The sequence below is a fragment of the Erwinia psychrophila genome (assembly GCF_039023475.1).
In the GTDB taxonomy this organism is placed as follows: Bacteria; Pseudomonadota; Gammaproteobacteria; order Enterobacterales; family Enterobacteriaceae; genus Erwinia.
Genome location: NZ_JBCHVB010000011.1, coordinates 66,159 through 88,935, shown reverse-complemented (window position 1 = coordinate 88,935; position 22,777 = coordinate 66,159). Strand labels below are relative to the sequence as shown.

The 22,777-nt window shown below is 55.3% G+C and carries 19 protein-coding genes and 3 tRNA genes; 19 read left to right on the top strand and 3 right to left on the bottom strand.

Annotated features, from left to right (window positions below; genetic code table 11):
- Positions 1–26: 26 nt before the first annotated feature.
- Positions 27–1,505: a ketol-acid reductoisomerase gene (gene ilvC, locus AAH446_RS19240; RefSeq protein ID WP_342908288.1), complete on the top strand. Its 1,479-nt coding sequence runs from the start codon at positions 27–29 to the stop codon at positions 1,503–1,505.
- Between the two features lie 302 nt (positions 1,506–1,807).
- Here the strand turns inward: ilvC and ppiC are convergent, their stop codons facing one another.
- Positions 1,808–2,089 (bottom strand): peptidylprolyl isomerase PpiC, encoded by a 282-nt coding sequence (gene ppiC, locus AAH446_RS19235; RefSeq protein WP_342908297.1) that lies wholly within the window; start codon positions 2,087–2,089, stop codon positions 1,808–1,810.
- 86 nt (positions 2,090–2,175) lie between these two features.
- Between ppiC and rep the strand changes: the two genes are divergently transcribed.
- Complete coding sequence (rep, locus tag AAH446_RS19230; protein WP_342908287.1) at positions 2,176–4,203, top strand: DNA helicase Rep; 2,028 nt, start codon at positions 2,176–2,178, stop codon at positions 4,201–4,203.
- 47 nt (positions 4,204–4,250) lie between these two features.
- On the opposite strand, the gene gppA is transcribed toward rep, so the two are convergent.
- Positions 4,251–5,735: a guanosine-5'-triphosphate,3'-diphosphate diphosphatase gene (gppA, locus tag AAH446_RS19225; RefSeq protein WP_342908286.1), complete on the bottom strand. Its 1,485-nt coding sequence runs from the start codon at positions 5,733–5,735 to the stop codon at positions 4,251–4,253.
- A 5-nt stretch (positions 5,736–5,740) separates the two neighbouring features.
- The gene (gene rhlB / locus AAH446_RS19220) at positions 5,741–7,033 is read right to left on the bottom strand and encodes an ATP-dependent RNA helicase RhlB (RefSeq protein ID WP_342908285.1); all 1,293 of its coding nucleotides are present in this window, start codon (positions 7,031–7,033) and stop codon (positions 5,741–5,743) included.
- 117 nt (positions 7,034–7,150) lie between these two features.
- Here rhlB and trxA point away from each other — a divergent pair, with 117 nt between their 5' ends.
- The 17 genes from trxA to AAH446_RS19135 all read left to right on the top strand — a co-directional run bounded on the left by trxA (position 7,151) and on the right by AAH446_RS19135 (position 22,757).
- Positions 7,151–7,483, top strand: coding sequence for a thioredoxin TrxA (trxA, locus tag AAH446_RS19215; protein ID WP_024966119.1), 333 nt, complete (start codon positions 7,151–7,153; stop codon positions 7,481–7,483).
- Between the two features lie 358 nt (positions 7,484–7,841).
- The gene (rho, locus tag AAH446_RS19210; protein WP_342908284.1) at positions 7,842–9,101 is read left to right on the top strand and encodes a transcription termination factor Rho; all 1,260 of its coding nucleotides are present in this window, start codon (positions 7,842–7,844) and stop codon (positions 9,099–9,101) included.
- A 292-nt stretch (positions 9,102–9,393) separates the two neighbouring features.
- A complete protein-coding gene (gene wecA / locus AAH446_RS19205; protein ID WP_342908283.1) occupies positions 9,394–10,497 on the top strand; it encodes a UDP-N-acetylglucosamine--undecaprenyl-phosphate N-acetylglucosaminephosphotransferase in 1,104 nt (367 codons plus the stop codon).
- Positions 10,498–10,532: 35 nt separating this feature from the next.
- Complete coding sequence (gene wzzE / locus AAH446_RS19200) at positions 10,533–11,588, top strand: ECA polysaccharide chain length modulation protein (protein ID WP_342908282.1); 1,056 nt, start codon at positions 10,533–10,535, stop codon at positions 11,586–11,588.
- A gap of 23 nt (positions 11,589–11,611) precedes the next feature.
- Positions 11,612–12,742, top strand: a complete 1,131-nt coding sequence (wecB, locus tag AAH446_RS19195) for a non-hydrolyzing UDP-N-acetylglucosamine 2-epimerase (RefSeq protein ID WP_342908281.1) — start codon at positions 11,612–11,614, stop codon at positions 12,740–12,742.
- A complete protein-coding gene (gene wecC / locus AAH446_RS19190) occupies positions 12,739–14,001 on the top strand; it encodes a UDP-N-acetyl-D-mannosamine dehydrogenase (RefSeq protein WP_342908280.1) in 1,263 nt (420 codons plus the stop codon). Before wecB ends, wecC begins: the two co-directional genes overlap by 4 nt.
- Positions 13,998–15,065 (top strand): dTDP-glucose 4,6-dehydratase, encoded by a 1,068-nt coding sequence (gene rfbB, locus AAH446_RS19185; RefSeq protein WP_342908279.1) that lies wholly within the window; start codon positions 13,998–14,000, stop codon positions 15,063–15,065. Before wecC ends, rfbB begins: the two co-directional genes overlap by 4 nt.
- Positions 15,066–15,090: 25 nt before the next feature.
- Positions 15,091–15,972, top strand: a complete 882-nt coding sequence (rfbA, locus tag AAH446_RS19180; protein ID WP_342908278.1) for a glucose-1-phosphate thymidylyltransferase RfbA — start codon at positions 15,091–15,093, stop codon at positions 15,970–15,972.
- Complete coding sequence (gene rffC, locus AAH446_RS19175) at positions 15,950–16,642, top strand: dTDP-4-amino-4,6-dideoxy-D-galactose acyltransferase (RefSeq protein WP_342908277.1); 693 nt, start codon at positions 15,950–15,952, stop codon at positions 16,640–16,642. The genes rfbA and rffC overlap by 23 nt, the downstream gene beginning before the upstream one ends.
- 4 nt (positions 16,643–16,646) lie before the next feature.
- Positions 16,647–17,777 (top strand): dTDP-4-amino-4,6-dideoxygalactose transaminase, encoded by a 1,131-nt coding sequence (rffA, locus tag AAH446_RS19170; protein WP_342908276.1) that lies wholly within the window; start codon positions 16,647–16,649, stop codon positions 17,775–17,777.
- Position 17,778: 1 nt separating this feature from the next.
- Entirely contained in the window at positions 17,779–19,029 is a 1,251-nt protein-coding gene (gene wzxE / locus AAH446_RS19165; RefSeq protein WP_342908275.1) for a lipid III flippase WzxE, read from the top strand.
- Positions 19,026–20,099, top strand: a complete 1,074-nt coding sequence (gene wecF, locus AAH446_RS19160; protein WP_342908274.1) for a TDP-N-acetylfucosamine:lipid II N-acetylfucosaminyltransferase — start codon at positions 19,026–19,028, stop codon at positions 20,097–20,099. Before wzxE ends, wecF begins: the two co-directional genes overlap by 4 nt.
- Positions 20,096–21,457, top strand: coding sequence for an ECA oligosaccharide polymerase (wzyE, locus tag AAH446_RS19155; RefSeq protein ID WP_342908273.1), 1,362 nt, complete (start codon positions 20,096–20,098; stop codon positions 21,455–21,457). The genes wecF and wzyE overlap by 4 nt, the downstream gene beginning before the upstream one ends.
- Positions 21,458–21,495: 38 nt before the next feature.
- Positions 21,496–22,236, top strand: a complete 741-nt coding sequence (wecG, locus tag AAH446_RS19150) for a lipopolysaccharide N-acetylmannosaminouronosyltransferase (protein ID WP_342908272.1) — start codon at positions 21,496–21,498, stop codon at positions 22,234–22,236.
- A gap of 179 nt (positions 22,237–22,415) precedes the next feature.
- A tRNA-Arg gene (locus AAH446_RS19145) sits at positions 22,416–22,492 on the top strand.
- An 87-nt stretch (positions 22,493–22,579) separates the two neighbouring features.
- A tRNA-His gene (locus tag AAH446_RS19140) sits at positions 22,580–22,655 on the top strand.
- Positions 22,656–22,670: 15 nt separating this feature from the next.
- Positions 22,671–22,757, top strand: a tRNA-Leu gene (locus tag AAH446_RS19135).
- Positions 22,758–22,777 lie beyond the last annotated feature (20 nt).

The window sequence follows — 22,777 nt, the reverse complement described above, 5'->3', positions numbered from 1 at the left end:
CCCAGATAACCCTATACGGAGTACCCATGGCTAACTATTTCAACACGTTGAACCTGCGCAACCAGTTAGCGCAGTTAGGCAAATGTCGTTTTATGGCGCGTGACGAATTTGCTGATGAAGCGAGCTACCTGAAAGGGAAGAAAGTCGTTATTGTTGGCTGTGGCGCTCAGGGTCTGAACCAGGGCCTTAACATGCGCGATTCCGGACTGGATATCGCCTATGCTCTGCGTGAAGAAGCTATTGCGGAAAAACGTGCGTCATGGCGCAAAGCGACTGAAAACGGCTTCAAAGTCGGCACCTATGAAGAACTGATCCCGCAGGCCGATCTGGTTGTTAACCTGACGCCAGACAAGCAGCACAGCGCCGTTGTTCAGGCCGTTCAGCCGCTGATGAAAGAGGGCGCAGCGCTGGGTTACTCTCACGGCTTTAACATCGTTGAAGTGGGCGAGCAGGTTCGTAAAGATATCACCGTGGTCATGGTTGCACCAAAATGCCCGGGTACGGAAGTCCGTGAAGAGTACAAACGTGGTTTCGGCGTGCCGACGCTGATTGCGGTACACCCGGAAAACGATCCGAAAGGCGAAGGTATGGCCATTGCCAAAGCCTGGGCGGCGGCCACCGGCGGTCACCGTGCCGGCGTGCTGGAATCCTCCTTCGTTGCCGAAGTGAAATCTGACCTGATGGGCGAGCAGACTATCCTGTGCGGCATGTTGCAGGCAGGTTCTCTGCTCTGCTTCGACAAGCTGGTGGCGGAAGGGACCGAGCCGGCTTACGCTGAGAAACTGATCCAGTTTGGCTGGGAAACCGTGACCGAGGCGCTGAAGCAGGGCGGTATTACCCTGATGATGGATCGCCTCTCTAACCCGGCGAAGGTTCGTGCGTATGCGCTCTCCGGGCAGCTGAAAACTATCATGGCGCCGCTGTTCCAGAAGCATATGGATGACATCATCTCGGGCGAATTCTCTTCCGGCATGATGGCTGACTGGGCCAACGACGATAAAAATCTGCTGGGCTGGCGTGAAGAGACCGGTAAAACGGCTTTCGAAACGGCACCGCAGTTTGAAGGTAAAATTGCCGAGCAGGATTACTTCGATGAAGGCGTGGTGATGATTGCCATGGTGAAAGCGGGCGTTGAGCTGGCGTTTGAAACCATGGTGGCTGCGGGCATCATTGAAGAGTCAGCCTATTACGAATCCCTGCATGAGCTGCCGCTGATCGCCAACACCATTGCCCGTAAGCGCCTGTATGAGATGAATGTGGTTATCTCTGATACTGCAGAATACGGCAACTATCTGTTCTCTTATGCGGCCGTACCGCTGCTGAAAGAGTTTATGACCACGCTGCAACCGGGCGATCTGGGTAAAGCGGAGGCGGCTTCAGCGGCGGTGGATAATGCACAGCTGCGTGATGTGAACGAAGCGATTCGCAACCATCCGATTGAATCCGTTGGTCGCAAACTGCGTGGCTATATGACCGATATGAAGCGTATCGCCGTCGCAGGTTAATCATATAGTTCAGACAAGCCTGGCCATTTGCGCCGGGCTTTTTTTTGCCTGCTTTCTGCCTCCTCCTCCAGCCACTTTTCCAGCAGCCAGCCCTGCGCATGAACAAAATACGGCTTCAATCGCTCTGCGTTTTAGAATGTGAAATAACGCTCTGAATCACCAATGGTCACGCTGAAGGGGTTAGTCAGAAGGGTTTGACGTTGGGAAGCGGCAGGGAAGATCTGCGGGTGGGCAATAAACACGGCTCAGACAGGAAATCCGGCCGCTCCCAAAAGAGGGCCGGAATAGCAGTTCGAGGTCAATCAGTTACGGTACAGTACTTTGATGATATGGAAACCAAACTGGGTGTGCAGCGGGCCGTAAGGCACCAGAAGCGGGCAGGAAAACACCACTTTATCAAATGCCGGCACCATGGCGCCTTTCTTGAACTCGCCCAGATGCCCACCTTTCTTACCTGAAGGACAGGTGGAGTGCTTTTTCGCCAGTTTCTCGAAATCGGCACCTTCTTCCAGCTGAGCCAAAAGATCCTGAGCCAGTTTTTCTTCTTTAACAAGGATATGCATTGCTGCCGCGGTTTTTGCCATGATCGTACCTTGAGTCGTATGGATGCTGCTGGCTATACTACCACGCTGTAATTTCACCTCTGTTATTTTCTTCGGGCAATTTCCCTATGCGTCTTAATCCAGGTCAGCAGCATGCTGTCGAATTTGTTACCGGCCCTTGTCTGGTACTGGCCGGTGCGGGCTCGGGCAAAACGCGCGTCATCACCAATAAAATTGCTCACCTGATCCGTGAGTGCGGCTATCAGGCGAAGCATATCGCAGCGGTAACCTTTACCAACAAGGCATCGCGCGAGATGAAGGAGCGCGTGGCGCAGACGCTGGGCCGCAAAGAAGCGCGCGGCCTGATGATCTCCACTTTCCATACGCTGGGCCTGGAAATTATCAAGCGCGAGTATGCCGCGCTGGGAATGAAATCCAACTTCTCTCTGTTCGACGATCAGGATCAGCTGGCGCTGCTGAAAGAGCTGACGGAAGAGTGGCTGGAAAATGATAAAACCCTGCTCCAGCAGCTGATCGCCACGATCGGCAACTGGAAAAACGATCTGATGGATCCTTCACGGGCGGCAGCCTCGGTGAAATCTGAGCGTGACAGGATTTTTGCCCACTGCTATGCGCTTTATGACAGACATCTTAAAGCCTGCAACGTGCTCGACTTTGATGACCTTATCCTGCTGCCGACGCTGCTCTTTCAGCGTAACGAGACGGTGCTGGAACGCTGGCAGCAGCGTATTCGTTATCTGCTGGTGGATGAGTATCAGGACACCAACACCAGCCAGTACGAGCTGGTAAAATTGCTGGTTGGTGCCCGGGCACGCTTTACCGTGGTGGGCGATGACGATCAGTCCATCTACTCCTGGCGTGGCGCCCGGCCACAGAACCTTGTCCTGCTGCAGGAAGATTTTCCGGCGCTGCAGGTGATCAAGCTGGAGCAGAATTACCGCTCCTCAGAACGCATTCTGAAAGCGGCAAACATCCTGATTGCCAATAACCCTCACGTTTTTGAAAAGCGGTTATTCTCTGAGCTGGGCTACGGTGCGGAACTGAAAGTAGTGACGGCGAATCATGAAGATCATGAGGCGGAGCGCGTTACAGGCGAGTTGATAGCGCATCACTTTATCAATAAAACCCAGTACAAAGATTATGCGATCCTGTATCGCGGTAACCATCAGTCACGGGTTTTTGAAAAGATGCTGATGCAGAACCGTATTCCTTACCGGATTTCCGGCGGTACCTCCTTTTTCTCACGTCCGGAAATCAAAGATCTGCTGGCCTATCTGCGCGTGCTGACTAATGCCAACGATGACAGCGCCTTTATGCGCATCGTCAATACGCCAAAACGTGAAATCGGGCCGGCCACGCTACAGAAGCTGGGTGAGTGGGCGATGCAGCGTAATAAAAGCCTGTTCAGCGCCAGTTTTGATATGGGCCTGGGGCAGACGCTGACCGGAAGGGGACTGGAATCTCTTCAGCGCTTCACTTTCTGGCTGCAGGAGATCGCCCAGCTTGCCGAGCGGGAACCGGTCACTGCGGTGCGGGATCTGATTCGCGGGATAGATTACGAAAGCTGGCTGTTTGAAACCTCGGCCAGCCCGAAAGCGGCCGAAATGCGGATGAAAAACGTCAATACGCTCTTTCAGTGGATGAGTGAAATGCTGGAAGGCAGCGATATTGATGAGCCGATGACCTTAACCCAGGTCGTCACCCGATTTACGCTGCGTGACATGATGGAGCGCGGCGAAAGTGACGAAGAGTCCGATCAGGTTCAGCTAATGACGCTGCACGCTTCGAAGGGGCTGGAGTTCCCTTATGTTTTCCTGGTCGGTATGGAAGAGGGGCTGCTCCCGCACCAGAGCAGTATTGATGAAAACAACGTCGAGGAAGAGCGCCGTCTCGCCTACGTTGGCATCACGCGCGCGCAGAAAGAGCTGACCTTTACGCTTTGCCGCGAGCGCCGTCAGTACGGTGAGCTGATCCGGCCTGAACCGAGCCGCTTCCTGCTGGAGCTGCCGCAGGACGATCTGAACTGGGAAACCGAGCGTAAAGTGGTCAGCCCTGAGCAGCGCATGCAGACGGGACAAAGCCGCGTGGCCAGCCTGAAGGCGATGCTTGAAAAAGCGAAGAATGGCGCAGGCTGAATTGCCAGTATGACCGTAAAAAGGGGCCTGTAAGGCCCCTTTTTACATCAGCGAATCGCCATCGGCCAGTGTACGTAACTTTGCCAGTGGCACTCCTGTTCCAGCAGCTCGGCCCTCAGTGGATGCGCATCCAGCCAGCCAGCCGGGAGCGTAACGGTCAGGCAGTCTTCATCCGCGTGAAGCCGTACCGCCGGCAAGGTATCATCGCGGCGGCGACTGGCAAAAACGATCGCCAGCCGGAGCAGACGACAGAGACGCTCAGCCTGCCGGGGCGGGATCGCATTCTGCTGGCTGAGAAGCGCCAGATCGATGCTGTTTCCCTGATTTTGCAGCAGCGTGGCCAGCAGCTTTTTCTGGGCGGGGGTAAAACCGGGTAAATCGAGATGGCGGATCAGATAGGCCGCATGCTGGGGAGCCTGTTTGAAATCGATGCTGAGGCCGATTTCATGGATCTGACAGGCGCTGTCGAGCAGATCCCGACATCGCTCATCCAGTTTCCAGTTCGGCGAGACCTGCCGGATAAAGCTTTCTGCCAGCAGGCGTACCCGCTCCGCCTGTTCGGAATCGATGGTAAAGCGGCGCTGAATGTTATGCAGCGTGCGGCTGCGGATATCCCGGTCGACCGGCAAATGCAGCATGCCGTAAACCAGACCCTCACGCAGCGCGCCGCCGGCCAGCGTCATGCTGCTGATATTCAGCTCGTTAAAGATGGCAATGAGAATCGACAGTCCGCTCGGGAAAACCAGCGCCCGTTCCAGCGTCAGCCCCTCAATTTCCAGCTCCTCCAGCTTGCCGCACTGGATCGCCCGCTGCCTGAGCTGCATGAGCTTGCTCAGGGTGATGCGCTCATCCATTCCCTGCGCCATCATGATTTCCTGCAAAGCCTGAACGGTGCCGGACGCGCCGACGCAAACCTGCCAGCCTTGCGTCCGAAGCTGAGCGGCGATAGGCGCGATCATGACGCGGGCGGCCTGTTCCGCCTGCTCAAAGTTCGCTTTGCCCAGATGACGGTCGCCGAAATAGCGCTCCAGCCAGGTTACGCAGCCCATCGAAAGACTGAACAGCAGCGTCGTCTGCGAGCCGCTGCCCGTGACCAGTTCAGTGCTGCCACCGCCAATATCCACAACCAGGCGTTTATCAGCCCCGCCGGTGGTGTGAGCCACGCCCTGATAAATCAGGCGCGCCTCCTCTTCGCCGGTGATGACATTCACCGTACAGCCGAGGATTTGCTGCGCTTTTTGCAGAAAAATAGCGGCGTTAGTGGCAAGACGAAGCGTCGCCGTGGCCACCACGCGGATCTGATCGGGGGGAATATCCTGTAACTGTTCTGCAAACAGCCGCAGACATTGCCAGCCCCGCTCAAGGGCCTCGTCAGAGAGGCGGCTCTCCGCATCCAGCCCGGCGGCCAGGCGCACTTTGCGCTTGATGCGCGTAACGGTCTGGATATGACCAGCCACTTCACGCACCACCAACATATGAAAGCTGTTCGATCCCAGATCGATCGCAGCATAAAGTGATGATGCGCTCAGCATGGCCGTTAACCTGAACGTTTGCGGTTGTTACTACGCGGTGCGCCGCTGCGACGGTTGTTATTGCCACCCCGACGCGGGCCGTTGCCGGAGCGGTTGCGGGTCAGGCGTTTGGGCGGCGGCAGTTCCGTCATCAGTGCATCGCTGTTGTAACGGCTGACGGGAATGCTGTGCCCGATATACTCTTCAATCGCAGGCAGGTTAAGCGCGTACTCTTCACAGGCAAGGCTGATGGAGTGTCCGTTCGCGCCCGCGCGGCCAGTACGCCCGATCCGGTGGACGTAATCTTCACGATCGTCAGGCAGGTCATAGTTGAAGACGTGGGTGACGGCAGGAATATGCAGACCACGTGCGGCCACATCGGTCGCCACCAGGATATCCACATCGCCTTTGGTAAAGTCATCCAGAATCCGCAGGCGTTTTTTCTGCGCCACGTCGCCGGTCAGCAGACCCACGCGATGACCATCGGCTGCCAGATGGCCCCAGATATCTTCACAACGGTGTTTCGTGTTAGCGAAGATAATCGCCCGGTCAGGCCATTCTTCTTCCAGAAGCGTTTGCAGAAGGCGCATTTTTTCTTCATTGGAAGGGTAAAAAAGCTCTTCTTTAATACGGTGTCCGGTTTTCTGCTCCGGCTCGACTTCTACATATTCCGCATTGTTCATGTTTTCGAACGCCAGTTCGCGCACGCGGAAGGAGAGCGTGGCGGAGAAGAGCATATTCAGACGCTGGCTGGCGGCAGGCATCCGGCGGAACAGCCAGCGGATATCTTTGATAAAGCCGAGATCGAACATACGATCGGCCTCATCCAGCACCACAACCTGAATCGCGCCGAGATTGACGTGATTCTGCTTGGCATAATCGATCAGACGGCCCGTGGTGCCGATCAGAATATCGACGCCGCTTTCCAGCACTTTAAGCTGTTTATCGTAGCCATCGCCGCCGTAAGCCAGTCCGAGCTTAAGGCCAGTGACCTGCGCCAGCGGTTCAGCATCGGCATGAATCTGCACGGCCAGTTCGCGCGTTGGCGCCAGGATTAACGCACGCGGCTGATTAACCTGACGACCCTCCGGCGCGGGTTGAGAAAGAAGATGATGGAACGTTGACGTCAGAAACGCCATCGTTTTCCCGGTACCGGTTTGCGCCTGTCCCGCTACATCACGCCCGGAGAGCGTGAAAGGCAATGCCAACGCCTGAATAGGCGTGCAGTTATGAAAGCCTTTAGTTTCAAGGGTTTCAATGACCTGAGGGTGCAGGGCGAAGTCGGAAAACTTCTGTTCGGTTAAGTGTGTTTTGCTCATAGTGTGGTAGAATATCAGCTTACTATTGCTTTACGAAAGCGTATCCGGTGAAATAAAGTCAACCTAAGTTGGCAGATTTTACGCCAACCAGCCAGGCATAATCTTTTGGAGTAAGACATGAGCAGCGATAAAATTGTTCACCTGACCGATGACAGCTTCGAAACCGACGTACTGAAAGCAGAAGGTTTGACGCTGGTCGACTTCTGGGCAGAGTGGTGCGGCCCTTGCAAAATGATCGCCCCCATTCTCGATGAAGTTGCCGAAGAATACGACGGCAAGCTGACAATCGCAAAACTGAATATCGACGAAAACCCAGGCACCGCGCCAAAGTATGGTATTCGTGGTATTCCTACTCTGCTGCTGTTTAAAAACGGCGAAGTAGCGGCGACGAAAGTGGGCGCCCTCTCTAAAGGCCAGCTCAAAGAGTTTCTGAACGCGAACCTGGGCTGATTATCTGCCCGCGTCCGGCGGAGGGCGAATTTTTAGCTCTCCGCTAGACGCCCGGCAATATGCGTGCTAACTTACTTTTACTGCACTACGCACTTACCTGTAGTTTGAATCTTAGATTTACTCCTTGTTGAACACTGTGTTCCTCTGAATTTTACAGACGTTCAGCAATCTGACGGTTAGTTTTCATCAGCATTTCCGGCGTCTTGTCCTTACCGTCTCCACGACTCAGATCTGCGTTTTCCTGCACGTGATCATCGAGCGGACCCTGACAAGAATGCCATTAACAGGCATGGATTTTTCGCCATACCACTTACGACAATCATTTCGAGATTTACCCCGAGTTTAAGAACCCACCATTATGAATCTTACCGAATTAAAAAATACGCCGGTTTCTGACCTGATAACACTCGGCGAAAACATGGGGCTGGAAAACCTGGCGCGCATGCGCAAACAGGACATCATCTTCTCCATTCTTAAGCAGCATGCTAAAAGTGGAGAGGATATCTTCGGTGATGGCGTACTGGAGATATTGCAGGATGGTTTTGGTTTCCTCCGCTCTGGAGACAGCTCATACCTCGCCGGTCCTGATGACATCTACGTTTCCCCCAGCCAGATTCGCCGTTTCAACCTTCGTACAGGTGACACCATCGCCGGCAAGATCCGTCCGCCGAAAGAAGGTGAGCGCTACTTTGCCCTGTTGAAGGTTAACGAAGTTAACTATGACAAACCGGAAAATGCCCGCAGCAAAATCCTGTTTGAAAACTTAACGCCGCTGCATGCTAACTCCCGCCTCCGTATGGAGCGTGGTAATGGTTCCACCGAAGATCTGACCGCGCGCGTACTGGATTTGGCTTCGCCAATCGGTCGCGGCCAGCGTGGCCTGATCGTGGCGCCGCCAAAAGCGGGTAAAACCATGCTGCTGCAGAACATCGCAACCAGCATCGCCTACAATCATCCGGACTGCGTACTGATGGTACTGCTGATTGATGAGCGTCCTGAAGAAGTGACCGAGATGCAGCGTCTGGTTAAGGGTGAAGTTATCGCTTCCACCTTTGATGAGCCGGCATCCCGTCACGTGCAGGTTGCGGAAATGGTGATCGAGAAAGCCAAGCGTCTGGTTGAGCATAAGAAAGACGTTATTATCCTGCTGGACTCCATTACCCGTCTGGCGCGTGCCTACAACACCGTTGTACCGGCTTCCGGTAAAGTGTTAACCGGTGGTGTGGATGCCAACGCCCTGCATCGTCCAAAACGCTTCTTCGGTGCCGCGCGTAACGTTGAGGAAGGCGGAAGCCTGACCATTATCGCGACTGCGCTGGTGGATACTGGTTCGAAGATGGACGAAGTGATCTACGAAGAGTTCAAGGGTACCGGCAACATGGAACTGCACCTCGCGCGTAAAATCGCCGAGAAGCGCGTATTCCCTGCTATCGACTACAATCGCTCCGGTACGCGTAAAGAAGAGCTGCTTACCAGTTCTGAAGAGCTGCAAAAAATGTGGATCCTGCGCAAAATTATCCATCCAATGGGTGAGATTGACGCGATGGAATTCCTCATCAACAAGCTGGCGATGACGAAAACTAACGACGAGTTCTTCGATATGATGAAACGCTCCTGAGGCATTTTATCTGCCGCAGGTGAGTGGCGGGCCAATACCAGTGATAGCGGTTTATTGCGTCAGCTAACTTGAGAAATCCGGAAAACGCCACGTTCAGACGTGGCGTTTTTCGTTTTCGGGTTATACGATAATTCGTCATGAGTTAAGTCAGATAGCTGACGAATACAGAGCGGAGAAGATGGAATTTCGCTGATGTATTCTTCCTGCTTAAAAAAAAACAGAATCTTGTCGGCGTGTTTGGCACAATGTATGCCCTTAATACACCGGGATTCATAGCAGAGAGCTGGTTAATGTGAATTTACTCAATTTGAGTGCTGAGCTTGCGTTTATTTTCCTGTTTTCACTGGTTTTTCTATTCTTTGCCAGGAAGGTAGCCAAGAAAATTGGTTTAGTGGATAAGCCAAATTACCGTAAGCGGCATCAGGGCGTGATCCCTTTAGTGGGCGGGATTTCTGTCTTTGCCGGAATTTGCTTCACGTTTTCAATTACCGACTATTACGTTCCCCACGCGCTGCTTTATATCGCCTGTGCCGGCGCACTGGTGCTGGTCGGCGCGCTGGACGACAGGTTCGATATCAGCGTCAAGCTCCGGGCCGCCGTTCAGGCTGGCGTGGCCGTGGTGATGATGGCGGCGGCCGACCTTTATTTATTAAGTCTGGGGTATATTTTCGGCCCCTGGGAACTGGTCGTTGGCCCCTTTGGCTATGTGCTGACGCTATTTGCCGTCTGGGCCGCCATTAACGCCTTCAATATGGTCGACGGCATTGATGGTCTGCTGGGCGGGCTCTCCTGCGTCACCTTCCTGGCAATGGGGATTATCCTGTTGACCGATGGGCAGCAAAGCCTTGCCGTATGGTGCTTTGCGATGATCGCCGCCATCGTGCCTTATATCCTGCTTAACATGGGCGTATTTGGTCATCGCTATAAAGTATTTATGGGCGATGCTGGCAGTACGCTGATCGGCTTTACCATTATCTGGATCCTGCTTGAAGCCACGCAGGGCCAGAACCATCCTATTACCCCTGTCACCGCGCTCTGGCTGATTGCCATACCGCTGATGGATATGGTGGCTATTATGTATCGTCGCCTCAGCAAAGGGATGAGTCCCTTTTCAGCCGACCGCCAGCACATTCACCATCTCATCATGCGGGCCGGATTCACTTCCCGACAGGCTTTTGCCCTGATCACTGCCGCAGCCGCACTCCTTGCTGCCGTGGGCGTACTGGGCGAGTACCTGACGTTTATTCCTGAATGGATAATGCTGGTGCTGTTTCTGCTGGCCTTTATGCTTTATGGCTACTGCATTAAACGCGCATGGCGGGTGGCGCGTTTTCTTAAAAGAATGAAACGCCGTATGCGCCGGAACACTAAGCTCGACAAGCCTTTCACTGACTGAAAGACCTCAGTACTGGATAACAAGGAAAATTAAGTATGACGCATCCTGACGTGGCCGATAACGAACTGGATATCCGTGGGCTCTGCTGCACCCTCTGGCGGGGAAAGATGTGGATTGCGGGCGGAGCGCTGTTATTTGCGCTGCTGGCATATATCTGGTCCCTGCTGGTTACCCCTAAGTGGAGCACAACCGCCGTCACCGATCGTCCTACTGTGAATATGCTGAGCAGCTACTATTCGCAGCAGCAGTTCCTCAACAATCTTGACTCCCGGGCCAGTGACGCCGCAGATACCCCACCCTCCGTCGCCAGTGAAGCTTATCAGGAATTCGTAATGCAGCTTTCCGCCTACGATACCCGGCGCGATTTCTGGCTGCAGACCGACTACTACAAGCAGCGTAAGAGCGGCAATGCGCATGAAGATGCCGCACTGCTGGTGAAGTTGATCGACAACATTCAGTTTCAGCCTGCGGACGCGGCAAGAAGCCTCAACGATACGGTCAGACTGGTCGCGGAAACCGCCCCAGAGGCGAATACGTTGTTGCGGGGCTATATCGCCTTCGCTAACCAGCGGGCCGCCACTCACCTTAATGAGGAGCTGACGGGCGCCTGGGCTGCCCGGACGATTCAGCTTAAGGCGCAGGTGAAGAGGCAGGAAGCGGTGGCCAGGGCTATCTATAACCGGCAAATCAACAGCATTCAGCAGGCGCTAAAAATCGCACAGCAGCAGGGGCTTGAGCGGGCTAAGACCGACACGCCTTCCGAAGAGCTGCCGGATTCTGAGCTTTTTCTGTTAGGGCGTCCTCTGCTTCAGGGGCGGCTGGAAAATCTCCAGGCGACCGGGCCGGCTTACGATCTGGACTATGATCAGAATAAGGCCATGCTAGCCACGCTGAACGTTGGTCCTGTGCTGGTCGATACCTTCCAGACCTGGCGCTATCTGCGCACGCCTGAAGAGCCGGTGAAGCGTGACAGCCCTCGTCGCCTGTTTCTGATGATTATGTGGGGTGCCGTCGGAGCCCTGACGGGGGCCGGCGTTGCGCTGGTGCGCCGTCCTCGCGCCCGGACGACAAACGGTCAGTCGGTCAGTTAACAGACGAACGAAAGAGAGTAACAGTGAAAGTACTAACTGTTTTTGGCACGCGCCCGGAAGCGATCAAGATGGCGCCGCTGGTTCATGCACTCGCACAGGATAGTGAGATAGAAGCGCGCCTGTGCGTCACGGCCCAGCATCGCGAAATGCTGGACCAGGTCCTGCAGCTCTTTGCCATTACCCCAGACTACGATCTTAATATTATGCGTCCCGGCCAGGGGCTGACCGAGGTAACCAGCCGTATCCTGGAAGGGCTGAAAGGCGTGTTCGCGGAATTCACGCCCGACGTGGTGTTGGTTCACGGCGATACCACGACCACCTTTGCTGCCAGCCTGGCGGCGTTTTACCACCGCATTCCGGTCGGGCATGTGGAAGCGGGATTGCGCACGGGGGATCTTTATTCCCCATGGCCTGAAGAGGCTAACCGTACCCTGACGGGGCATCTGGCTACCTACCATTTTCCTCCCACCGAAGCGGCCAGGCAGAATCTGCTGAATGAGAATCTGAATGCTGCCCGCATGTTCGTGACCGGTAATACGGTGATCGACGCGCTGTTCTGGGTGCGCGATCGCGTACTGAAAGATGCCTCGCTGCATAGCAGCCTGGCGACGCGTTATCCTTTCTTAGATCCTGCTAAAAAAATGATTCTGGTTACCGGCCATCGTCGCGAAAGTTTTGGCGGCGGTTTTGAGCGCATCTGTAGTGCGCTGGCGGAGATTGCAAGACTGCACCCTGATGTGCAGATCGTCTATCCGGTCCATCTCAACCCTAACGTCAGCGAGCCGGTCAACCGCATTTTGCGTGATATTGAGAATATCGTCCTGATTGAGCCTCAGGAGTATCTGCCGTTTGTCTGGCTGATGGTTCACGCCTGGCTCATCCTGACAGATTCGGGCGGGATACAGGAAGAGGCGCCTTCACTCGGCAAACCTGTTCTGGTGATGCGTGAGACGACAGAGCGTCCGGAAGCGGTTGAAGCGGGTACGGTCCGGCTGGTCGGTACCGACGTGCAGAAGATCGTCAGCGAAGCGACCCGCCTGCTGACCGACGACGAAGCCTATCACTCGATGAGCCGCGCCCATAATCCTTACGGGGACGGACTGGCCTGCCAGCGGATTGTGCAGGTCCTGAAAAATAACCGGATTTCTTTATGAATTTTGACACCATTTCTGTGATCGGCCTGGGCTACATCGGCCTGCCCACCGCCGCTGCCTTTGCCTCCCGTCAGAAAAAGGTTGTGGGGATTGATATCAATGCTCACGCCGTGGAAACCATTAATCGCGGTGAGATACACATCGTTGAGCCTGATTTAGATCGGGTTGTAAAACAGGCGGTTGAGCAGGGATTTCTGCGGGCGGCAACGCAGCCCGAACCCGCTGATGCCTTTCTGATCGCGGTACCGACGCCGTTTAAAGACGATCACCAGCCCGATTTGGCCTGGGTCAAAGCGGCGGCCGGATCGATAGCCCCGGTGCTGAAACGCGGGGATTTAGTGATCCTTGAGTCGACCTCCCCCGTCGGCGCTACCGAGCAGATGGCCGGGTGGCTGGCGGCGGCAAGGCCCGACCTGACGTTTCCCCAGCAGGCTGGCGACGAGGCCGATATTCACATTGCTTACTGCCCTGAACGCGTATTGCCGGGTAAAGTGATGGAAGAGCTGGTGACGAACGATCGGGTCATTGGCGGTATGACCTCAACCAGTTCTGCGCTGGCCTGCGACCTTTACAGGATTTTCCTGAAAGGCGAGTGCGTCACGACTAACGCCCGTACGGCCGAGATGTGCAAGCTCACCGAGAACAGTTTTCGTGATGTAAATATCGCCTTCGCTAACGAACTCTCGCTTATTTGCGCCGATCAGGGAATTAACGTCTGGGAGCTGATAAGCCTCGCTAACCGCCATCCGCGCGTCAACATACTCCAGCCCGGCCCCGGCGTTGGCGGCCACTGCATTGCCGTCGACCCGTGGTTTATCGTGGCGCAAAATCCGGTACAGGCTCGCCTGATCCGCACCGCCCGCGAAGTGAACGACGGTAAGCCTCTCTGGGTGCTGGAGCAGGTGAAAAAAGCGCTGGCTGACTGTCTGGCGACCAGCGATAAGCGCGCCAGCGAGCTGCGGATCGCCTGTTTTGGCCTGGCGTTCAAACCGGATATTGACGATCTGCGCGAAAGTCCGGCAATGCACGTGGCTGGCATGATTGCCGGTTGGCATCCCGGGCAGACGCTGGTGGTGGAGCCGAATATTCATCAGCTTCCCTCCGCGCTGGCGGGCAAAGCGACACTGGTGACGCTGGATGCTGCGCTACAGCAGGCCGATGTGCTGGTCATGCTGGTCGATCATGCGCAGTTTAAAGCGGTCGACCCTGCGCGCATTGCTTCTCACTGGCTTGTCGATACCAAAGGAGTGTGGCAGTGAAACGCATCCTGGTAACCGGGGGAGCCGGCTTTATTGGCTCCGCCGTTGTACGGCATATACTGAATACGACCGCTGATTCGGTGCTGGTGCTCGACAAGCTGACCTATGCGGGCAATCTTGCGTCCCTTGCCAGCGTCGCTGAGCATCCCCGTTTTGCCTTTGAAAAAGTGGATATCTGTGACCGCGCCGCCGTTGACCGGGCGATAGCGCATTACCGGCCCGAGCTGATTATGCACCTGGCGGCGGAAAGCCATGTCGATCGTTCCATTGACGGGCCGATAGCCTTCGTTGAAACGAATATCATCGGCACCTATATGATGCTGGAAGCGTCCCGCCATTACGTGGCGACCCTCTCCGGCGCGGAGAAAGCCGCTTTCCGCTTTCATCATATTTCAACGGATGAGGTGTTTGGCGACCTGGAAAACGATGCGGACTTCTTTGTTGAAACCACGCCTTATGCGCCAAGCAGTCCCTATTCTGCGACCAAAGCCAGCAGCGATCACCTTGTACGCGCCTGGCATCGCACCTATGGTTTGCCGGTTATCGTGACCAACTGCTCAAACAACTACGGGCCTTACCACTTCCCGGAAAAGCTTATTCCACTGATGATTATCAACGCGCTGGCCGGAAAACCGCTGCCGGTGTATGGCAACGGCGCGCAGATCCGCGACTGGCTCTACGTAGAAGATCACGCCGCCGCCCTTTACCTGGTCGCCAGCGAAGGGAAACCGGGTGAAACCTACAATATTGGTGGTCATAACGAACGGCGTAATCTTGAGGTCGTGGAGACAGTCTGCGACCTGCTTGATGAGCTGGCGGAAAGCAAACCGGTGGGCATCACCCATTTTCGTGAACTGATCCAGTTTGTGGCGGACCGGCCAGGGCACGATCGTCGTTATGCCATTGATGCTGGAAAAATTGAGCGTGAGCTGGGCTGGCGGCCGCACGAAACCTTTGAGACGGGGATGCGTAAAACGGTCAGCTGGTACCTGGAAAACCGCCAGTGGTGGCAAAGCATCCTTGACGGTAGCTATCAGGGCGAACGTTTAGGATTGTCATTATGACCGGCAACGTGTCAGGAGGGGCGCAATGAAAGGTATTGTACTGGCGGGTGGATCGGGGACACGCCTCTATCCCATTACGCGTGGCATCTCAAAACAGCTGCTGCCGGTGTACGATAAGCCGATGATTTACTATCCGCTGTCGGTGCTGATGCTGGCGGGGATACGCGATATTCTGATCATCACTACGCCGGAAGATAAGCCGCATTTTCAGCGTCTGCTGGGCAACGGTGAAGAGTTTGGCATCCAGCTAACCTATGCCGTTCAGGCGCAGCCAGACGGTCTTGCTCAGGCTTTTATCATTGGTGAATCCTTCCTTAACGGAGAGAGTTGCTGCCTGGTGCTGGGCGATAACATTTTCTTCGGTCAGGGCTTCAGTCCCAAGCTCAGACAAGTTGCTGCGCAGAGCCGGGGCGCGACGGTATTTGGTTATCAGGTTATGGATCCTGAGCGGTTCGGCGTGGTCGATTTTGATGATGAGTTCCGGGCGTTATCCATTGAGGAAAAACCGAAAGAACCGAAATCCCGATGGGCGGTTACCGGCCTCTATTTTTACGATAATCAGGTGGTCGATTTTGCAAAACGCGTGCAGCCTTCTGAGCGCGGCGAGCTTGAGATCACCAGCATTAACCAGATGTACCTCGAAAAAGGCGAACTGACCGTTCAGCTGCTTGGACGCGGATTCGCCTGGCTTGATACCGGCACCCATGACAGCCTGATTGAAGCCAGTACCTTTGTGCAAACCGTCGAAAAAAGGCAGGGATTTAAAATCGCCTGTCTGGAAGAGATCGGCTGGCGCAACGGCTGGTTGTCCGATGATGAAGTGCGTCGCTCAGCCCAGGCGCTGGCGAAAACCGGCTACGGCCACTACCTGGTAGATCTTCTGCATGCCCGTCCACGCCAGTATTAACGCCCTGCAATGGGAAAGCGAATTCTTCAACCTGAACGTTGGCCTGCTCGACCTTTCCGGCGATCGGCTGCTGGACGACGCCGCGTTGCAGGGTTATGACATCGTGCAGGCCAAGCTGCTCTCCCAGCAGACGGCGGAGCTGGATGCGCTCGGCGCACTGGGCTTCCGTCTGGTGGAGGGCGAAGCGGATTTCGTTATGGGCCTTGATGCTGCGACGCGGCCTGAAGGCATTCGTATCGCCCGGGCTGAACATATTCCCGCCCTGCGAAGTGCGGCCGGTGAAGCCTTTGCCTGGAGCCGGTTTCGTTCGCCCTGGTACCCGGCAGGCGAGAGCAGCCGCTTTTACGCACGTTGGATAGAAAATGCTGTGCTTGGCACTTTCGATCATCAGTGCCTGCTCGCGGTGGACGACGAGGGCGCGATGCAGGGGTTTATTTCACTGCGCGAGTTATCCGACGGCAGCGCAAGGGTTGGCCTGCTGGCGACGCTACCTGCCGCGCAGGGGCTGGGCGTGGGTCAGCGACTGCTGGCGGCGGCCACTGACTGGTGTCGCGCCCGCCGGCTTACGCGCCTGCATGTTGCCACGCAGCTCAGCAATCTGCCGGCGCTCCGACTTTATCAACGCTGTGGCGGCGTCATCGAACGTACCGCCTGGTGGCTCTACAGGTGACACTATGATCCCGTTTAACGCCCCACCGATAGTGGGAACAGAACTTGAATACATGCAGTCGGCCATGGGCAGCGGCAAGCTCTGTGGCGATGGCGGATTTACCCGCCGCTGCCAGCAGTGGATGGAAAACCGGTTTGGCAGCCAGAAAGTGCTGCTAACGCCATCCTGCACCGCCTCGCTGGAAATGGCGGCAATCCTGATCGACATTCAGCCCGGCGATGAAGTGATAATGCCGAGCTACACCTTTGTCTCAACGGCGAATGCTTTTGTGCTGCGCGGGGCCACCATTGTTTTCGTCGATATTCGCCCGGATACGCTTAATATGGATGAAAGTCTGATTGAGGCGGCGATCACCGACAAAACAAAAGCCATTGTGCCGGTCCATTACGCCGGCGTCGCCTGTGATATGGACGTCATTATGGCTGTTGCAGACAAACATAAGCTGTTTGTGATCGAGGATGCCGCGCAGGGTGTGATGTCCAGTTATAAAGGCAGGGCGCTGGGCACAATCGGGCATATCGGCTGCTTCAGCTTCCATGAGACAAAAAACTACACGGCAGGTGGCGAGGGTGGTGCGACCCTGATCAACGATCCAGCCCTGGTGGAGCGGGCGGAAATTATCCGCGAGAAAGGCACCAACCGCAGCCAGTTCTTTCGCGGGCAGGTGGATAAATATACCTGGCGGGACATCGGTTCAAGTTATCTGATGGCCGACCTGCAGGCCGCCTTTCTCTGGGCCCAGCTGGAAGCGGCGGAGCGTATCAACGATCGCCGTCTTCAGCTGTGGCAGCGCTATTACGATGCACTGCAGCCCGTTGCCGCCAGCGGCAGGATCGCGCTGCCCGCGTTACCGCCTGACTGCCAGCATAATGCGCATATGTTTTACATTAAGCTGCGTGACAATGACGATCGCAGTAGTCTGATCGAGTGGCTGAAAGAAGCGGATATCCTGGCCGTGTTCCACTATATCCCGCTGCACTCTTCACCCGCCGGTGAGCGGTTCGGACGCTTTGATGGCGAAGATCGCTATACGCAGTCGGAAAGCGAGCGTCTGCTGCGCCTGCCCCTGTTTTACAACCTGTCTGATGATAACCAGACAACGGTCATCAACTCGCTGCTGAGCTATTTCTCCTGATATGTCACTGGCTAAAGCTTCCGTATGGACGGCAGCGTCCACGCTGGTAAAAATCGTTGCCGGGCTGCTGGTCGTGAAAATGCTGGCGGTGGCGTTCGGCCCTTCTGGCGTCGGGCAGGCAGGTAACTTTCGCCAGCTGATCATTGTACTGGGCGTACTGGCAGGCGCGGGTATCTTTAACGGCGTGACGAAGTATGTCGCCGAATTTCAGCAACAGCCTCAGTCCCTGAAGGCGGTAACCGGAACCGCTTCCGCCATGGTGCTGGGGTGTTCAGCGCTGATCGCCGTGATCTTTTTACTTTTTGCCGGACCGATAAGCGCTGGCTTATTTGGCCACGATCGCTACCAGCACGTCATCAGAATAGTGGCGTTTTTACAGGTCGGTATCGCACTGGCTAACTTCTCGCTGGCGATCGTGAAAGGTTTCCGCGATGCGCGAGGTAACGCGCTGGCGCTTATTGTGGGCAGCCTGGCGGGCGTGGCGGCCTGGTTTATCTGCTACTGGCTGGGCGGCTACAGCGGAGCGCTGGTGGGGCTGGCGATGGTTCCTGCGCTGGTGGTCGTGCCGGCCATGCTGATGCTGGTGAAGCGCGGACATCTGCCGCTGAGTTATCTTAAACCGGTCTGGGACCGTGGGATTGCGCGGAATCTGAGCAAGTTTACTCTGATGGCGCTAATCACCTCCGTAACCCTGCCCGTGGCATGGATCATGATGCGTAACCTTCTGGCTGCGCATGAAGGCTGGGATCAGGTTGGCCTGTGGCAGGGGGTAACCAGTATTTCGGATGCCTACCTGCAATTTATCACCGCATCCTTCAGCGTTTATCTGCTGCCCACCCTCTCACGCCTGACCAGCAAAGCGGCGATATCGCGGGAAATCATTCGCTCCCTGAGCTTTGTGTTGCCCGCCGTCGCTGCCGTCAGTTTTACCGTCTGGCTGCTGAGGGATCTGGCTATCTGGCTGCTGTTCTCCAGTCAGTTTTACGGTATGCGCGATCTCTTTGTCTGGCAGCTGACCGGCGACGTTTTTAAAGTAGGCGCTTATGTATTTGGTTATCTGGTGATCGCGAAAGCCTCGCTGCGGTTTTACATTCTTACCGAGGTGAGCCAGTTTATCCTGCTGACGGCGTTCGCCCACTGGCTGATCCCGCTGCACGGCGCGACCGGCGCAGCGCAGGCCTATATGGCAACTTACATGGTTTATTTCACGCTCTGTACTGGCGTATTTCTTCTCTACCGTAGAAAAAAATGATCACATTGATTCACGTTCTGGGTTCGCCCATTCCACACCATAATCAGACCGTACTGCGTTTTTTTAACGACGTGCTCTCTGCAGCGATGCCCACCCAAACGCCGCGCCAGTTCTGGATGGTGGGCGATATCCCCGCAGGCGCGGAATTTGAGGCGCTGGCTATCCACACTTTTCCTGATAAGCAGGCAATAGCTCAGGCGGTAACGGCGCGCGCGAAGCAGGACCGGCAAACCCGCTTCTTTTTCCACGGACAGTTCAACCCGGCGCTGTGGCTGGCGCTCCTGACCGGAAAAATTCGCTCCCCGCAGTTTTTCTGGCATATCTGGGGAGCCGATCTCTATGAGGCGGGTGCCGGTCTGCGTTTCCGGTTGTTCTACCTGATGCGTCGGCTGGCGCAAAAGCGCGTGGGGCGTGTATTCGCTACCCTGGGTGACATAGCGCATCTGCACCAACGGCATCCTCATCTGCCTGCTTCTCTGCTCTATTTTCCTACCCGGATGGGCGAGTCAGTGCCGCCACCGGGAGAAAAAAGTGCCGGTCTGACCGTGCTTTTAGGCAATTCAGGCGATGTCAGTAACCGCCATATCCAGGGGCTGAAGGAGATTCATCAGCAGTTTGGCGATACGGTTTCCGTGATAGTGCCGATGGGATATCCGGCAGACAATGCGGCCTATATTCAGCAGGTGCGGGAAACCGGCGAGGCGCTTTTCTCCGCTGATAAGCTGACCATTCTCACTGATAAACTCGAATTTCCGGACTATTTAGCGCTGATATCACGCTGTGATTTAGGCTATTTTATTTTTGAACGCCAGCAGGGCATCGGCACCCTTTGCCTGCTGATCCAGGCCAATATTCCTTTTGTGGTGAACCGCAAAAATCCGTTCTGGCACGATTTGGCCGGACAGAACGTGCCGGTGCTGTTTGCGGGTGATGCGCTGAACCCGCAGCTTGTGGAAGAAGCCCGCCGGCAGATGACGCTACTGGATAAAACAGCGATCGCTTTTTTCGACCCGGCTTATGTTGAAGGGTGGAAGCAGGCGCTCGTTCTGGCTGAAGGAGAAACATCATGACAATGGCAGAATTGACTGGCTTGCTGGTGGTCTATCTTATTTCGCTGGGCGTCATCCTGACGCTGACCTGGCGCGAATTCCGCCGGGTGAAGTTTAATTTCAATGTCTTCTTTTCATTGCTGTTTCTGCTGACCTTCTATTTCGGCTTCCCGCTGACCTGTACGCTGGTATTTGGTTTTGAGGTGCAGGTTGTACCGCCGGAATATCTTCTCCAGGCGCTGCTTTCTGCCACTGGATTTTATGTCATCTACTATGTGAGCTACAAAACGAGGCTCAGAGCGCGATCTGACAGGCCGCCGCGGCCCGTCTTCACCATGAACCGGGTGGAAACGCATCTGACCTGGGGCATATTGATGCTGATCGCGCTGGGAACGGTACTGGTATTTTTTCTGCACAATGGCTTTCTGCTCTTTAAGCTGCACAGCTACAGCCAGATCTTTTCCGCTGAGGTTTCCGGCGTCGCGCTTAAACGATTTTTCTATTTCTTTATTCCCGCCATGCTGGTGGTGTACTTCCTCCATCAGAGCTTCCGCAACTGGCTGCTGTTTCTGGCCGCTACCGTCAGCTTCGGCCTGTTAACCTATATCATCGTAGGCGGTACGCGGGCCAATATCATTATCGCCTTTGCGCTGTTTTTATTTATTGGCATCATTCGCGGCTGGATAACGCTCTGGATGCTGGCCACCGCAGGCGTGGCGGGCATTGTCGGGATGTTCTGGCTGGCGCTGAGACGCTACAACCTGGATGTCAGTGGCGCAGAAGCCTTTTATACGTTTCTCTACCTGACGCGGGATACCTTTTCGCCCTGGGAGAACCTTGGCCTGCTGCTGCAAAATTATGACAAGATCGATTTTCAGGGGCTGGCGCCGATAGTTCGGGACTTCTACGTCTTTATTCCCAGCTGGCTGTGGCCGGACAGGCCCTCTCTGGTGCTGAATAGCGCAAACTATTTTACCTGGGAAGTGCTGAACAACCATTCGGGTCTGGCTATTTCGCCAACGCTCATCGGCTCGCTGGTGGTGATGGGCGGCGTCTGGTTTATCCCGCTGGGCGCGGTGGCGGTCGGACTGATTATTAAATGGTTCGACTGGCTGTACCAAAAAGGGCAGCAGGAAAGTAACCGCTATAAAGCTGCTATTCTGCAAAGCTTCTGCTTCGGTGCGGTATTCAATATGATTGTGCTCGCCAGGGAAGGAGTGGATGCCTTTGCCTCTCGCGTCGTCTTTTTCTGCCTGATCTTTGCCGCAACGGTGGTGATTGCCAAGCTCCTTTACTGGCTTTTTGACCGTGCCGGCCTGATACAGGCCAGAAACCCAGCGAAAGCGCTGTCGGCAAAGCGTGCCATTTATCAGGGCTGATGGCCCACATTGTTTCAGTTGACCCAAAGGAAAAGATCATGGATGCCCCATCCTCAGTACCGCAGTATCAGATCCGTGGCATCACGCTGCTGGGGTTTCGTGATATGGCCGGGTTTCTTGATTATCTGTATCAGGGAGAGAGCCTCAGAACCGGTACGCTGGTCGCCATTAACGCAGAAAAAGTCCTTAAAACGGAAAGCCAGCCTGAAATTAAGCAGCTGATCAACGCGGCGGAATATAAATATGCGGACGGCATCAGCATTGTTCGCGCCATCCGCAAAAAGTATCCGCAGGCGGAGGTCAGCCGGATTGCCGGTGCCGATCTGTGGGAGGCGCTGATGGCGCGTGCCGGACGTGAAGGCACGCCCGTTTTCCTGATTGGCGGCCAGCCGGCGATTCTGGAGCAGACCGCAGACAAGCTGCGGCGTCAGTGGAACGTAAATATCGTTGGTACCCAGAATGGTTACTTTGCGCCTGCGGAACGTGACGCGCTCTTTGCCCAGATCGCCGCCAGCGGTGCAAAAATCGTTACCGTTGCGATGGGCTCGCCTCGTCAGGAAGAATTTATGCAGGCGTGTAAGGCGGTCTGTCCCGATGCCCTGTATATGGGCGTAGGAGGCACCTACGACGTTTTCACCGGTCATGTGAAGCGTGCCCCTAAGATTTGGCAGAAGATGGGACTTGAGTGGCTTTACCGGCTGATTGTGCAGCCTTCACGTCTGCCTCGTCAGCTCAGTTTGCTGAAATTTCTCAATTATTACTGGCGGGGCGATCTTTAATTCAGGAAAAAGGCCCGGGGGTAATGGCTGGAATGCAAGGGTTTATCGTGCAGAATTTGTGCAAAACGTACGTGATTCAGACAGAACGCACAAAGCGTAATCAAACAACTTTAATTGTGAAAAAAGCACTGGACAGGATCGGCTCAAATCCGTAGTATGCCCATCCGCAACGGCGCTATGCGCCCGTAGCTCAGCTGGATAGAGCGCTGCCCTCCGGAGGCAGAGGTCTCAGGTTCGAATCCTGTCGGGCGCACCATTAAGTTGTGTGCAAGAGCTGCGGTGGTAATAACCGCGTTAGTAAAGAAGTAAGCAGTAGAAAGTAAGTCGTTAAGCAGTAGGGGTGGTGGCTATAGCTCAGTTGGTAGAGCCCTGGATTGTGATTCCAGTTGTCGTGGGTTCGAGTCCCATTAGCCACCCCAGATTTTGTCAGGTATGCGAAGGTGGCGGAATTGGTAGACGCGCTAGCTTCAGGTGTTAGTGTCTTAACGGACGTGAGGGTTCAAGTCCCTCTCTTCGCACCACAAAATCAGTAGTGAAGATG

Bases quoted from the DNA above. Each gene is read 5' to 3' on its own strand.
- ilvC (WP_342908288.1), top strand. From the start codon at position 27: ATGGCTAACTATTTCAACACGTTGAACCTGCGCAACCAGTTAGCGCAG.
- ppiC (WP_342908297.1), bottom strand. From the start codon at position 2,089: ATGGCAAAAACCGCGGCAGCAATGCATATCCTTGTTAAAGAAGAAAAA.
- rep (WP_342908287.1), top strand. From the start codon at position 2,176: ATGCGTCTTAATCCAGGTCAGCAGCATGCTGTCGAATTTGTTACCGGC.
- gppA (WP_342908286.1), bottom strand. From the start codon at position 5,735: ATGCTGAGCGCATCATCACTTTATGCTGCGATCGATCTGGGATCGAAC.
- rhlB (WP_342908285.1), bottom strand. From the start codon at position 7,033: ATGAGCAAAACACACTTAACCGAACAGAAGTTTTCCGACTTCGCCCTG.
- trxA (WP_024966119.1), top strand. From the start codon at position 7,151: ATGAGCAGCGATAAAATTGTTCACCTGACCGATGACAGCTTCGAAACC.
- rho (WP_342908284.1), top strand. From the start codon at position 7,842: ATGAATCTTACCGAATTAAAAAATACGCCGGTTTCTGACCTGATAACA.
- wzzE (WP_342908282.1), top strand. From the start codon at position 10,533: ATGACGCATCCTGACGTGGCCGATAACGAACTGGATATCCGTGGGCTC.
- wecC (WP_342908280.1), top strand. From the start codon at position 12,739: ATGAATTTTGACACCATTTCTGTGATCGGCCTGGGCTACATCGGCCTG.
- rfbA (WP_342908278.1), top strand. From the start codon at position 15,091: ATGAAAGGTATTGTACTGGCGGGTGGATCGGGGACACGCCTCTATCCC.
- rffC (WP_342908277.1), top strand. From the start codon at position 15,950: ATGCCCGTCCACGCCAGTATTAACGCCCTGCAATGGGAAAGCGAATTC.
- rffA (WP_342908276.1), top strand. From the start codon at position 16,647: ATGATCCCGTTTAACGCCCCACCGATAGTGGGAACAGAACTTGAATAC.
- wzxE (WP_342908275.1), top strand. From the start codon at position 17,779: ATGTCACTGGCTAAAGCTTCCGTATGGACGGCAGCGTCCACGCTGGTA.
- wecF (WP_342908274.1), top strand. From the start codon at position 19,026: ATGATCACATTGATTCACGTTCTGGGTTCGCCCATTCCACACCATAAT.
- wzyE (WP_342908273.1), top strand. From the start codon at position 20,096: ATGACAATGGCAGAATTGACTGGCTTGCTGGTGGTCTATCTTATTTCG.
- wecG (WP_342908272.1), top strand. From the start codon at position 21,496: ATGGATGCCCCATCCTCAGTACCGCAGTATCAGATCCGTGGCATCACG.